This is a genomic window from Pelagibius sp. 7325 (assembly GCF_037652055.1).
In the GTDB taxonomy this organism is placed as follows: Bacteria; Pseudomonadota; Alphaproteobacteria; order Kiloniellales; family Kiloniellaceae; genus Pelagibius.
In genome coordinates, this window is the sequence record NZ_JBBKAH010000002.1 from 1,481,353 (window position 1) to 1,494,699 (window position 13,347).

Annotated in this window: 10 protein-coding genes; 9 read left to right on the forward strand and 1 reads right to left on the reverse strand. The window is 66.3% G+C overall.

Annotated elements, in window-relative coordinates:
• Position 1 precedes the first annotated feature (1 nt).
• The 9 genes from xerD (at position 2) to acdA (ending at position 10,369) form a co-directional block, all read left to right on the forward strand.
• Positions 2-1,003 carry a site-specific tyrosine recombinase XerD gene (xerD, locus tag WDC82_RS08885; RefSeq protein ID WP_340116904.1) on the forward strand — a complete coding sequence of 334 codons (1,002 nt, stop codon included), beginning with the start codon at positions 2-4 and terminating at the stop codon, positions 1,001-1,003.
• A 182-nt stretch (positions 1,004-1,185) separates the two neighbouring features.
• Positions 1,186-2,163 (forward strand): CoA ester lyase, encoded by a 978-nt coding sequence (locus WDC82_RS08890; protein ID WP_340116905.1) that lies wholly within the window; start codon positions 1,186-1,188, stop codon positions 2,161-2,163.
• 197 nt (positions 2,164-2,360) lie between these two features.
• On the forward strand, positions 2,361-3,317 hold the full coding sequence (locus WDC82_RS08895) for an acetyl-CoA carboxylase carboxyltransferase subunit alpha (RefSeq protein ID WP_340116906.1): 957 nt from the start codon (positions 2,361-2,363) through the stop codon (positions 3,315-3,317).
• A 250-nt stretch (positions 3,318-3,567) separates the two neighbouring features.
• A complete protein-coding gene (locus tag WDC82_RS08900) occupies positions 3,568-5,151 on the forward strand; it encodes a peptide ABC transporter substrate-binding protein (RefSeq protein WP_340116907.1) in 1,584 nt (527 codons plus the stop codon).
• Between the two features lie 88 nt (positions 5,152-5,239).
• Positions 5,240-6,163, forward strand: coding sequence for an oligopeptide ABC transporter permease OppB (gene oppB / locus WDC82_RS08905; RefSeq protein ID WP_340116908.1), 924 nt, complete (start codon positions 5,240-5,242; stop codon positions 6,161-6,163).
• A complete protein-coding gene (locus WDC82_RS08910) occupies positions 6,163-7,062 on the forward strand; it encodes an ABC transporter permease subunit (RefSeq protein ID WP_340116909.1) in 900 nt (299 codons plus the stop codon). The genes oppB and WDC82_RS08910 overlap by 1 nt, the downstream gene beginning before the upstream one ends.
• Before the next feature lie 11 nt (positions 7,063-7,073).
• Positions 7,074-8,084 carry an oligopeptide/dipeptide ABC transporter ATP-binding protein gene (locus tag WDC82_RS08915; protein WP_340116910.1) on the forward strand — a complete coding sequence of 337 codons (1,011 nt, stop codon included), beginning with the start codon at positions 7,074-7,076 and terminating at the stop codon, positions 8,082-8,084.
• Positions 8,081-9,085, forward strand: coding sequence for a dipeptide ABC transporter ATP-binding protein (locus tag WDC82_RS08920; protein WP_340116911.1), 1,005 nt, complete (start codon positions 8,081-8,083; stop codon positions 9,083-9,085). Before WDC82_RS08915 ends, WDC82_RS08920 begins: the two co-directional genes overlap by 4 nt.
• A gap of 75 nt (positions 9,086-9,160) precedes the next feature.
• Complete coding sequence (gene acdA, locus WDC82_RS08925) at positions 9,161-10,369, forward strand: 3-sulfinopropanoyl-CoA desulfinase (RefSeq protein ID WP_340116912.1); 1,209 nt, start codon at positions 9,161-9,163, stop codon at positions 10,367-10,369.
• 67 nt (positions 10,370-10,436) lie between these two features.
• On the opposite strand, the gene secA is transcribed toward acdA, so the two are convergent.
• Positions 10,437-13,187: a preprotein translocase subunit SecA gene (secA, locus tag WDC82_RS08930; protein WP_340116913.1), complete on the reverse strand. Its 2,751-nt coding sequence runs from the start codon at positions 13,185-13,187 to the stop codon at positions 10,437-10,439.
• Between the last annotated feature and the right edge of the window lie 160 nt (positions 13,188-13,347).

Consider the following 13,347-nt stretch of genomic DNA (forward strand, 5'->3'; position numbering starts at 1 on the left):
CGTGCCTGCCGCGGCTCCCGGCTTTGCGCAGCTCGATCCTTTCCTGGAGATGCTGGCCGCCGAGCGCGGCGCCGCCCAAAACACCCTCGAAGCTTATGAGCGCGACCTCAAGAGCTTCGCCGCGTTTCTCGCCAAGCGGAAGGCCATCCCCGAAACCGCAGGGGTCGAGGACATCAGGGCCTTCCTCGGCCAGCTCGCCAAGGCCGGCATGGCGCCGCGCACTGCCGCGCGCCGGCTCTCGGCGCTGCGCCAGTTCTACCGCTTCCTGCTCAGCGAGGGGCGGCGCGCCGATGATCCCACTGCCGGTATCGACAGCCCCCGCCAGGGCCGCCCGCTGCCCAAGATCCTCAGCGAGGCCGAAGTCGGCCTGCTGCTCGATCACGCCCAGGCAGCTGTTGAGGCGGGCCCCGGGTCAGGCCCGGAGAGCGGTAAAGACCCAGAAGCCCTGCGCCTGGCCGCCCTGGTGGAGCTGCTCTATGCGACCGGCCTGCGCATCTCCGAATTGGTCGGCCTCAGGCTCGCCGCTGCCCAGCGCGATCAGCGCCTGCTGATCGTCCAGGGCAAGGGCGCCAAGGAGCGCATGGTGCCGCTCAGCCCGGCTGCGCGGCACAGCCTGACCGCCTACCTCGCCGTGCGCGACCATTTCCTGGAATCCCGGGGCCAGGGCGCGAAGGCGGTGAAGACGCCGTCGCCCTGGTTATTCCCGTCGCGCGGGGAGACGGGGCATATCACCCGCCAGCGGGTCGCCCAACTGCTGAAGGACCTCGCGCGCGCCGCCGGTCTGGATGCTGCCAAGGTCTCGCCCCACGTGCTGCGCCACGCCTTTGCGAGCCATCTGCTGGACCACGGCGCCGACCTGCGCTCACTGCAGAAGATGCTGGGCCACGCCGACATCTCGACCACCCAGATTTACACTCACGTGCTGAGCGAGCGCCTGAAGTCCCTGGTGCAGGAACGTCACCCGCTCGCGGCCGCGTTCGCGAATAAGGCGAAACGGGCCTGACGGCATCTCACAGGATCGAATAAAATACCGGCCTTCCGTGCGTTTTGTGCGCTGCGGCGATGTTCCGGTTGACAAGACCAATTGGTCTGACCAGTTTCCGCATCTGAAAGCGGCAGGGCGGATCCGCCCCGGGCAGGCCAGCCTTCACCAACAGCGTTCCCAAACGAAGCAGGGGGAAATCCATGAGCTTTACCATTGTCGAGCAGGCGGCTGCGCGCCTGAACCGCAGCGAACTGGCCGTGCCGGGCAGCAACCCGAAACTGTTCAAGAAGGCTGCGGAATCGGCGGCTGACGTCGTGTTCCTCGATCTCGAGGACGCGGTTGCGCCCGACGACAAGGAGCAGGCCCGCAAGAACATCATCAAGGCGCTGAACGAGATCGACTGGGGCAACAAGACCATGTCGGTGCGTATCAACGGTCTCGATACCCACTACATGTACCGCGATGTCATCGACATCATCGAGCAGGGCGGCGAGCGCCTGGATCTCATCATGATCCCCAAGGCCGGCACCGCGGCGGACATCTACGCCGTCGACATGCTGGTCACCCAGGCCGAGGACGCCGTCGGCCGCAAGAAGCGGATCGGCTTCGAGATGATCATCGAGACGGCGCTCGGCATGGCCAACGTCGATGCCATCGCCAAGGCCTCGCCGCGCAATGAGAGCCTGCATTTCGGCGTTGCCGACTACGCCGCTTCGACCAAGGCGCGCACCACCGTTATCGGCGGCCCGAACGAGCTGTACGGCGTGCTGACCGATGCCAATGCCAAGGGCGAGCGCGACTACCACTGGGGCGACATGTGGCACTACGCCATCGCCCGCATGGTGGTGGCCGCCCGTGCCGCCGGCCTGCGTCCCATCGACGGGCCGTTCGGCGACTTCTCGGACCCCGAGGGCTTCCGCGCCCAGGCGCGCCGCGCCGCGGTGCTGGGCTGCGAGGGCAAGTGGGCGATCCATCCCAGCCAGATCGAGCTGGCCAACGAGGAGAACAGCCCCTCCAAGGCCGAGGTCGACAAGGCCAAGCGCATCCTGAAGGCGATGAAGCAGGCCCAGCAGGAAGGCAAGGGCGCGGTGGCGCTGGACGGGCGCCTCATCGACATCGCCTCGATCAAGCAGGCCGAGGTCCTGGTCAAGAAAGCCCGCCAGATCGCCAAGGGCTGACGCCCCAACGCCGATCTGGCAGTTCGGGCCGGCATTTTCCCCCAGGTGCCACGGGGCGGGGAGATGCCGGCCCCTTGATTCCGGGGCTTCTTTGCGGCATTTCAAGTGTGCCGGCGGCGCGAATCAGGGCTTTTTCGGCGTCCTGGCGGCAAAGCTTGGGCGTGCCACCCGCGAAATGCTGTGTTAGATAGGCTGTCATGCACAATTTTCTCGATTTCGAAAAGCCGATTGCCGAGCTGGAAGGCAAGATCGAAGAGCTGCGGCACCTCTCCGACGACGGGGAGTTCAACATTGCCGACGAGGTCGAGAAGCTGCAGGGCAAGGTCGAGCGCCTGCTGCGCCAGACCTACGGCAAGCTCTCGGCCTGGCAGAAGACCCAGGTGGCGCGCCACCCCGACCGCCCGCACTTCCAGCACTATATTTCGGCATTAGTCGAGGATTTCACGCCGCTGGCCGGCGACCGCCTGTTCGGCCAGGACCACGCCATCGTCGGTGGCCTTGGGCGCTTCCGCGGCTACTCGGTCATGGTGATCGGCCACGAGAAGGGCGCCGACCTCAACAGCCGGGTAAAGCACAATTTCGGCATGGCGCGACCCGAGGGCTACCGCAAGGCGCAGCGCCTGATGCGCATGGCCGAGCGTTTCGGCCTGCCGGTCATCACCCTGGTCGATACCGCCGGCGCCTATCCCGGGATCGGCGCCGAGGAACGCGGTCAGGCCGAGGCCATCGCGCGCTCCATCGAGGTCTGTCTCAACGTCGAGGTGCCGCTGCTGTCGGTCATCATCGGCGAGGGCGGCTCCGGCGGCGCCATCGCTCTGGCCGCGGCCAACCGGGTGTACATGCTCGAGCACTCGATCTATTCGGTGATCTCGCCGGAAGGCTGCGCCTCCATTCTGTGGCGCTCCGGCGAGCAGGCGCAGGAGGCGGCCGAGGCGCTGCGCCTCACCGCCCAAGACCTGCTGCGCCTCGGCGTCATCGACGACATCATTCCGGAGCCGCTGGGCGGTGCCCACCGCGGCGGCAAGCTGACCATCGCCGCGGTCGGCGACAAGCTGGAAGAGGGTCTGCGCGAGCTGCTGCGCGACAGCGGCCCGCAGCTGAAGCAGGGCCGCCGCCAGAAATTCCTGGAGATGGGCCAGAAGGGCCTCGGCTGAGCGGCCAGCCGCGCCTCACCCCAGGGCGGATTCCCCGGCTGGTTGAGTATTGCTGTCGCCGGGCAGTCATTTTCTTCCACTTTCTCCCTGAACAACGCAACCCATCGCTGTGTCATGAAGTGGCATGGGGCTTGTGCCGGATACCCCTTGCGGCGCTAATATGCCGTCAACGCCCGGCGCAACGACGCCGGCCTGCCGCACCGATTCCGGCCGGCAGGGTGACTTCGACAACAGCAGGGAGAGTGGCAAAATGATTCTGAAATCCTTTAAGCGCGCCGTTCTCGGCGTAGGCCTTGCGCTGGCGTTTAGCGGCGCCGCCCAGGCCGAGAAAGTGCTGCGGGTCGGCAACGATGGCGAGCCGCAGTCCATGGATCCGCATTACATCTCGACGGTGCAGACCAGCCGCCTCAGCGACGACATGATCATGGGCCTGCTGACTTACGGCCAGGATGGCGAGCCGATCGCCGGTGCGGCGGAAAGCTGGACCATCAGCGATGACGGCACGACCTACACCTTCAAGCTGCGCGACCACGTTTGGTCCGACGGCACGCCGGTCACCGCCGAAGACTTCGTCTACGCCTGGCGCCGCCTGCTGGCGCCCGAGACCGGTGCCGAATACGCCTCCCTGCTTTACATCATCAAGGGCGCCGAGGACGTGAACAGCGGCAAGGCCGGGCCCGAGGCCCTGGCCGCCGAGGCGGTCGACGACAAGACTTTGAAGGTCGAGCTGACCGCGCCGGCACCCTACTTCCTCGCCCAGCTGACCCACCAGACCGCCTTTCCGGTGCCCAAGCACGTGGTCGAGAAGCTCGGCAGCGACTGGACCAAGCCGGAGAACATCGTCGTCAACGGCCCCTACAAGCTGGTGAGCTGGACGCCCAAGGTCGAAGCCACCCTGGTCAAGAACGACAAGTTCTACGACGCTGAGAACGTCGCCATCGACAAGGTGATCTACTACGCGATGGAAGACCGCACGGCGATGCAGCAGCGCTTCCGCGCCGGCGAATTGGACGTCGCCCGCGACATCGCCTCGGAGCAGATCGACTGGCTGCGCGAGAACATGGCCGACAGCCTGCGCATCGCGCCCTATGCCGGCATCTACTACTACGTCTTCCGCTCGGACAAGGAACCCTTCACCGACGCCCGTGTCCGCAAGGCCCTTTCCATGGCGATCAATCGTGAAGTGATTACCGACAAGGTGCTGCGCACCGGCATGCTGCCGGCCTACAGCTTCGTGCCGCCGGGCACCGGCAACTACGGCGAGCCGGCCTATGCCGACTTCCAGGGCGTGCCGTACGGCGAGGCGGTTACGGAGGCCAAGGCTCTGCTGGCCGAAGCCGGCTACGGTCCCGACAAGCCGCTGAAGATCACCCTGCGCTACAACAACGCCGAGGATCACAAGCGCATCGCCGTGGCGGTGCAGTCGATGTGGAAGCAGCTCGGCGTCGAGGCCGAGCTGTTCAATACCGACGGCAAGATCCACTACGCCGATCTGAAGCAGGGCAGCTTCGAGGTCGCCCGCGCCGGCTGGATCGCCGACTACAACGATCCGCAGAACTTCCTCTTCCTGATGGAGAGCAAGAGCGGGCCGATCAACTACTCGAAGTTCAACAACGAGAAGTTCGACGGCCTGATGGCCGAGGCCGAGGCGGTCTCCGACCTGAAGCAGCGGGCGAAGATCCTGCGCCAGGCCGAGGAAGTGGCCATGGACGGCCAGCCGGTGGCGCCGATCTTCTATTACGTCTCCAAGCAGCTGATTTCGCCTAAGGTGGTCGGCTGGGTCGACAACGCCCCGGACCGTCACCCGACCCGCTTCTTAGATCTGAAGCAGTAAGCGTCGCTTCCCACGAACGGACCGGCGGGCTCCCCATCCGGGGGCCTGCCGGGCCGGCACCGCATTTCGTGAAGGGAGCTTCGCGGCCATGCTGTCCTATGCCCTCCGGCGCCTGATTACCGCCGTACCGACCCTGTTCGTCATCATCACCGTCGCCTTCTTCATGATGCGGCTGGCGCCCGGCGGTCCTTTCGACTCGGACCGCGCCCTGCCGCCGGAAATCGAAAAAAATATCCAGGCGGCCTATGATCTCGACAAGCCGCTGGTCGAGCAGTACTTCCTCTACCTTGGCCGCATCCTGAAGGGCGACTTCGGGCCTTCGCTGAAGATCCGCGACTTCTCGGTCGGCGAGTTGATCGCTTCCGGCGCGCCGGCGTCCATGGAACTCGGATTCTCCGCGATCCTGCTGGCGCTCATCATTGGGGTTTCATCCGGCACCCTGGCGGCGCTGCGCCAGAACAGCGGTACCGACTTTTCCGTCATGTCGATCTCGATGATCGGAATCGCGGTGCCCAACTTCGTCATGGCGCCGCTGCTCTCCCTGGTGCTCGGCGTCTATCTCGACCTGCTGCCGACCTCCGGCTGGGGTACCGGCGAACTGCGCTACAAGGTTCTCCCGGTCATCGCCCTGGCGCTGCCGCAGATCGCCTATGTGTCGCGGCTGACTCGTGGCTCCATGGTGGAGGTCCTGAATTCCAACTTCGTGCGCACCGCGCGCGCCAAGGGCCTGCGCGAACGCCTCGTCGTCGTGCGCCACGCCCTCAAGGGCGCCATGATGCCGGTGGTGTCCTACCTCGGCCCGGCGACGGCTGCGGTGATGACCGGCTCGGTGGTCATCGAGACCATCTTCGGCGTGCCCGGCATCGGCACCTACTTCGTGAACGCGGCCCTCAACCGCGACTATCCTCTGGTTATGGGCGTCGTCATCGTCTACGCGGTGCTGATCATGCTGCTCAATCTCGTGGTCGACCTGCTCTATACTGTGCTCGATCCCAAGGTGAGGTACAGCTGATGATCCATACCACGGCGAGCACGGACGGCCTCGTGCCGGTCGAGGAGTTCCAGGGACGCAGCCTGTGGCAGGACGCCCTCGCGCGCCTGCTGCGCAACAAGGCGGCGGTAGTCTCCATGGCGGTGCTGGGGATCATCGCATTCCTGGCGCTCTTTGCGCCGCTCCTCAGCCCACATCCCTACGACGAGATCTACTGGGACCGCATCCAGGCGCCGCCGGACTTCGCCAACGCCCACTGGTTCGGCACCGACGGCAACGGGCGCGACATGTTCATCCGCGTGCTCTACGGCGCCAGGGTCTCGCTGGCGGTGGGCCTGCTGGCGACGACGGTGTCGCTGGTCATCGGCGTCACCTACGGCGCCGTCGCCGGCTTCATGGGCGGGCGCATCGACAACCTGATGATGCGCATTGTCGACGTGCTTTATTCGCTGCCCTTCATGTTCTTCGTCATCATGCTGATGGTGGTCTTCGGGCGGAACATCTTTCTCATCTTCGTGGCGCTGGGGGCCGTCGAATGGCTCACCATGGCCCGCATCGTGCGGGGGCAGACCATCGCGGTGAAGCGCAAGGAGTTCATCGAGGCGGCACAGGCCGGCGGCGTATCCAACACCAAAATCATCTTCCGCCACGTCATCCCCAACGTCCTGGGGCCGGTCATCGTCTACATGACGCTGACCATTCCCCAGGTGATCCTGACCGAATCGTTCCTCTCCTTCCTGGGTCTGGGCGTGCAGGAGCCGCTGACCTCCTGGGGCGTGCTGATCTCCGAGGGCGCCAAGGTGATGGAGTTTGCGCCGTGGATGCTGGTCTTCCCGGCGACGTTCCTGGCGGCGACGCTCTTTGCCTTCAACTTCATCGGCGACGGGCTGCGCGACGCCCTCGATCCGAAAGACCGCTAGGGGGCCTGGCGATGGCGGCCATTCTCGACGTGAAGCACCTCGACACGCGCTTTGCCACGCAGGACGGCGAGGTCCATGCGGTGAACGACGTGTCCTTCCACATCGTACCCGGGGAAACACTCGGTGTGGTCGGCGAGTCCGGCTCCGGCAAGACACAGATCTTTCTGTCGATCATGGGTCTCCTGGCCAAGAACGGGAAGGCGACGGGCTCAGTACGCTACCGCGACCAGGAGATCCTCGGCCTGCCGGCGCGCGCGTTGAACAAGTTTCGCGGCGTCACCCTGTCGATGATCTTCCAGGACCCGATGACTTCGCTGAACCCCTATCTGCGCATCTCCCGGCAGATGACCGAGGTGCTGATGGAGCACAAGGGCGCCGGCGAGGCCGAGGCGCGGCGCCGCGGCATCGAGATGCTCGATCGCGTCGGCATTCCCTCGGCTAAGGACCGTTTCGACCTCTATCCGCACGAGTTCTCCGGCGGCATGCGCCAGCGGGTGATGATCGCCATGGCGCTGCTCTGCGAGCCTGACCTGCTGATCGCCGACGAGCCGACCACCGCGCTGGACGTCACCATCCAGGCACAGATCCTCGACCTCATGGCCGACCTCAAGCGCGACTTCGACACGGCGATCATCATGATCACCCACGACCTCGGCGTTGTCGCCGGCCTCTGCGACCGGGTCATGGTGATGTACGCCGGGCGCGTGGTGGAAACCGGCAGCGTGCGCGATATCTTCTACCGGCCGCAGCACCCCTACAGCCTGGGCCTCCTGCAGTCGATGCCGCGCATCGACGAGCACGGCGCCTCGGCGCTGCAGGCGATCCCCGGCCAGCCGCCCAACCTGCAGAGGCTGCCGCAGGGCTGCGCCTATCAGGAGCGCTGCCCCTATGCCTTCGAGCGTTGCCGCCGCGAGGAGCCGGCCTTGCGCAGCCTGGGTGAAGCCCCGGAAAAGGGGAGAGCCAAGGCCTGCCACCTGGAAAACCTCGAGACCGCCGAGGCCAAGGTGGAGGTGCCGGCATGAGCGAGACTCTTCTTTCGGTCGAGGACCTCAAAGTCCACTTCGAAATGCGCGTCGGCGGTATCCTGGTTGGCCGCTACGCCCCCCTGAAGGCCGTCGATGGGGTGAGTTTCGAACTGAAGGCCGGCGAGACCCTGGGGATCGTTGGCGAGTCGGGCTGCGGCAAGTCGACCCTGGGCCGCGCCATCCTGCGCCTCATTGAGCCGACGGCGGGCCGCGCCGTGTGGCTGGGTCAGGATCTTGCCGCGCTGGAGCCCCGGGCGATGCGGGCCAGGCGCGAGGACATGCAGATCATCTTCCAGGACCCGCTGGCCAGCCTCAACCCGCGCATGACGGTGGGCGAGATCATCGCCGAGCCGCTGCACACCTTCCACCCGGGCATCGGGCGCAACGCCATGAAGGCCAAGGTGAAGGAGATGATGCAGCGCGTCGGCCTGTTGCCGCAGATGATCAACCGCTATCCGCACGAGTTCTCCGGCGGCCAGTGCCAGCGCATCGGCATCGCCCGCGCCATGGTGCTGGACCCCAAATTGATCGTCTGCGACGAGCCGGTTTCGGCCCTCGACGTCTCGATCCAGGCGCAGATCGTAAACCTGCTGATGCGGCTGCAGCAGGAGTTCGGCCTCTCGCTGCTGTTCATCAGCCACGACCTTTCCGTCGTGCGCCACATCAGCCACCGCATCATGGTGCTCTACCTCGGCAAGGTGATGGAGATCGCCGACCGCGACGCCATCTACCGGCGCCCGCGCCATCCCTATACCCAGGCCCTCATCTCCGCCGTGCCGATCCCCGATCCGGACAAGGAGCGGGCGAAGCAGCGCCTGGTGCTGCAGGGCGATCTGCCGTCGCCGCTGGCGCCGCCCTCGGGCTGCGTCTTCCGCACCCGCTGTCCCAAGGCGACCGAACTCTGCGCCCGCGAGGTGCCCGTCCTGGAAGAGGACGGCAGCGGCGACGCCCACAAGGTCGCCTGCCACCACTGGCGGGAGCCGCTACCGTCTGAGTGAGGCCGGCCACACGCCTTGACCCGCCCGGGCCCCGACCCGGATACTTCCGGTAAAACAATCGGGAGGACGGGCGCCATGACACGGCTGACGCAGGAACAGGAAGGCATCCGCCAGAAGGCGCGGGAACTGGCCGCGGCGGTGATCGCCCCCAGGGCCGCGCAGGTCGACCGCGATGAGGCCTATCCCTGGGACAACTGCCGTGCACTGCGCGAGGCCGGGTTCTTCGGCATGACAATCCCAGTGGCCTACGGCGGCCCGGGTCTCGGCTTCCTTGAGGTCTGTCTGGTCATCGAGGAGATGGCGAGGGTCTGCGGCGTCACCGGGCGCATCGCGGTGGAAGCCAACATGGGCGCGGTCAGCGCCATCATGGCCTACGGAAGCGAGGCCCAGAAAAAACTCGCGGCGCAGCAGGTGCTCTCAGGCGACAAGCCGGCGATCTGCATCACCGAGCCGGGCGCCGGCAGCGCCGCCACTGAGATGACCACGCGGGCCGACAAGCGCGGCGACCGCTACGTCCTCAATGGCGGCAAGCACTGGATCACCGGGGGCGGCGTCTCGCAGCTGCATCTGATCTTCGCGCGGGTGTTCGAGAACGGCGTGGAGCAGGGCATCGGCGGCTTCATCGCCGTGCGCCACCCGGAGACCGGTACGCCCAAGGGCCTCAGGATCGGCCGGCGCGAACCGACCATGGGCCTGCGCGGCATACCGGAAACCGAGATCCTGTTCGAAGATCTCGAAATCCCCGACGACATGCTGCTGCTGCCGCCGCAGGGCCTGCGGCGCGGCTTCGGCGCCCTCATGTCCGCCTACAACGCCCAGCGCGTCGGCGCCGCGACGGTGGCCTTGGGGATCGCCCAGGGGGCTTACGAACACGCGCTGGCCTATAGCGGAAAGCGCGAGCAGTTCGGGCGCCCGATCGCCGAGTTCCAGGGCCTGCAGTGGATGCTGGCCGACATGGCGACGCAGCTCGCCGCCGCGCGCGCCCTCATCCACAATGCGGCCGACTGCGGCGAGGGCTTTCCCGACGTGCTGGAAGCGGCTCAAGCAAAGGTCTTCGCCTCGGAGATGGCGATCAAGGTCAGCAACGACGCGCTGCAGGTCTTCGGCGCCGCGGGCTACTCGCGCAACAACCCCCTGGAGCGCATGGTGCGCGACGCGCGCATGTTCACCATCGGCGGTGGCACCGCGCAGATCCTGCGCACGGTAATCGCTTCAAGAATTCTGGAGCGCAAGCTGCCGCAGACCCGCGACGGCTATCTGAACCTGCAGCGGGCGGGGGAGTGAAGCAGCTTCTCAGATGTCATCCTCGGGCTCGACCCGAGGATCCATGGTGCCGTGGAGGCTCTCGCCGTCAGCTCAGCTTGCCGTGGCAGTGCTTGTATTTCTTGCCGGAGCCGCAGGGACAGGCGGCATTGCGCGAGACCTTGCCCCAGGTAGAGGGGTCTTTCGGGTCGATCTCCGCGACGCCGGCGCCGGCGGCGCGGCTCGTCACCGGCTGCTGCGCCGCGGTGCCGGAGGGGCGCGGGGTCTCGGCCGCGGTGCCGGCGGCCCCCGAGCCGGAAAGCGCCACGTCCTCGCGGCCTTCGTGCATTTCCTGGCGCGGACGCGGCACCTGGACAGGCTCCTGCGGGCGCAGTTCGACGCGGCTCAAGAGGCTCACGGTCTCCTCGCGCACCTCGGCCAGCATGCTCTCGAACAGGTCGAAGGCCTCGCGCTTGTACTCGATCAGCGGGTCGCGCTGGCCGTAGGCGCGCAGCTGCACGCCCTGGCGCAGGTGGTCGAGCGACAGCAGGTGGTCCTTCCACTGGCGATCCAGCACCAGCAGCAGGATCTGCTTTTCCAGGCCGCGCATGACTTCGGGACCGAAGTTGGCGGTCTTGGCCGCCATGCGCTGCTTCACCGCGGTGCCGATGCGCTCCTTGATCTCCTGGTCGGCGATGCCCTCTTCCTTCGCCCAGTCCTGGATCGGCAGGTCGAGGCCGAAGAGCCGCAGCGCCTCCTCGTGCAGCGAGTCCGTCTGCCACTGCTCGGCATAGGCATTGTGCGGAATGAAGCGCGAGACCAGCGCGTCGATCACGTCGTCGCGCATCTCGGTGACGGTTTCCTGCACGTCGGCGGCGCGCATGAGGTCCTTGCGCTGCTCGAAGACCACCTTGCGCTGGTCGTTCATCACGTCGTCGTACTTCAGCAGGTACTTGCGGCCCTCGAAGTGGCGCGCCTCGACCTTCTGCTGCGCCTTTTCCAAGGCCTTGTTGACCCAGGGGTGGACGATCGCCTCGCCTTCCTGCAGGCCCAGCTTCTGCAGCATGGAGTCCATGCGCTCGGAGCCGAAGATGCGCATCAGGTCGTCTTCCAGGGAGAGGAAGAACTTGGAGGCGCCGGGATCGCCCTGGCGGCCGGAGCGGCCGCGCAGCTGGTTGTCGATGCGCCGGCTTTCGTGGCGCTCGGAGCCGACCACGAACAGGCCGCCGGCGGCCAGCGCCTGCTGCCTGGCGGCTTCGATCTCCGCCTTGATCTGCTCGATCTTCTCGGCGCGCGCCGTTTCGTCCTCGATGTGCGCGGCCTCGTGGGCGGTGCGCATTTCCAGGTTGCCGCCCAGCTGGATGTCGGTGCCGCGACCGGCCATGTTGGTGGCGATGGTGACGGCGCCGGGCACGCCGGCCTGGGCGATGATGAAGGCTTCCTGCTCGTGGAAGCGGGCATTCAGCACCTGGTGCTTGATGCCGGCCTTTTTCAGCGCCTCGGCCAGCATCTCGGACTTTTCGATGGAGACCGTGCCGACCAGGATCGGCTGGCCGCGCTGCTGGCACTCACGCACCTGCTCCAGCACCGCGTCGTACTTCTCGCGCGCCGTGCGGTAAACCTCGTCGTCCCAGTCCTTGCGGACCACCTGGACGTTGGTCGGGATCTCGATGACTTCCAGGTTGTAGGTTTCCAGGAACTCGCCGGCCTCGGTCATCGCCGTGCCGGTCATGCCGCCCAGCTTGGGGTAGAGGCGGAAGTAGTTCTGGAAGGTGATCGAGGCCAGCGTCTGGTTTTCCTGCTGGATGGTGACGCCTTCCTTGGCCTCCAGCGCCTGGTGCAGGCCTTCGGAATAGCGTCGGCCCTCCATCATGCGCCCGGTGAACTCGTCGATGATGACGACCTTGTCGTCCTTGACGATGTAATCGGTATCTCGGCTGAACAGCTTGTGCGCCCGCAGCCCCTGGTTGGCGTGATGCAGCAGCGAGACGTTCTGGATGTCGAAGAGGCCGCCTTCCTCGATCAGGCCGGCCTCGCGCAGCAGCTCTTCCATGTGATTGGCGCCGGTCTCGGTGAAGGTGACCGAGCGCGCCTTTTCGTCCTTCTCGAAGTCCTCGTCGGTCAGCTGCGGCAGCAGCTTGTTGACCGCGATGTAGGAGGCAGAGGAATCTTCGGCTGGGCCTGAAATGATCAGCGGCGTGCGCGCCTCGTCGATGAGGATCGAATCGACCTCGTCGACGATGGCGAAGTTGAATTCCCGCTGGACCATGTCCTCCAGGCGGAACTTCATGTTGTCGCGCAGATAGTCGAAGCCGAATTCGTTGTTGGTGCCATAGGTGACGTCGGCGGCATAGGCGGCGCGCCGCTCGTCCTCGCTGAGGCCGTGCACGATGCAGCCGACCGTCAGGCCGAGGAAGCGGTAGACCTGGCCCATCCAGGCGGCGTCGCGCTTGGCCAGGTAGTCGTTGACGGTGACCACGTGGACACCCTTGCCGGCCAGGGCGTTCAGGTAGACCGCCAGGGTGGCGACCAGGGTCTTGCCTTCGCCGGTCTTCATCTCGGCGATCTTGCCCTGGTGCAGCACTATGCCGCCGATCAGCTGGACGTCGTAGTGGCGCTGGCCGAGGGTTCGCTTTGCGGCCTCGCGCACCGTGGCGAAGGCCTCGGGCAGGATGGCGTCCAGGGTCTCGCCCTGGGCCAGGCGGCCGCGCAGTTCCGCGGTGCGGCCGCGCAGCGCCTCGTCGCTGAGCTCCTGGAACTGCGGCTCCAACGCGTTGATCGCCGCGACGGTCGGGTTCAGGCCTTTCAGGAAACGGTCATTCGCCGACCCAAACAGCCGCTTGGCGAGCACGCCGAACATGCGAGATCCTTAGATGTCTAGGGGGCGGCCCGAAGGCCGCACTTCACGTGACGTGACACATAGGGCCCCCGCTGCGGGCTGTCAACGATGCAGCCCGGGCCCTCGGGAGCCGCGTGGCGGGCGGAAATCCCCGGTTAGCGCCCTTGTTTCTGCGCCATTT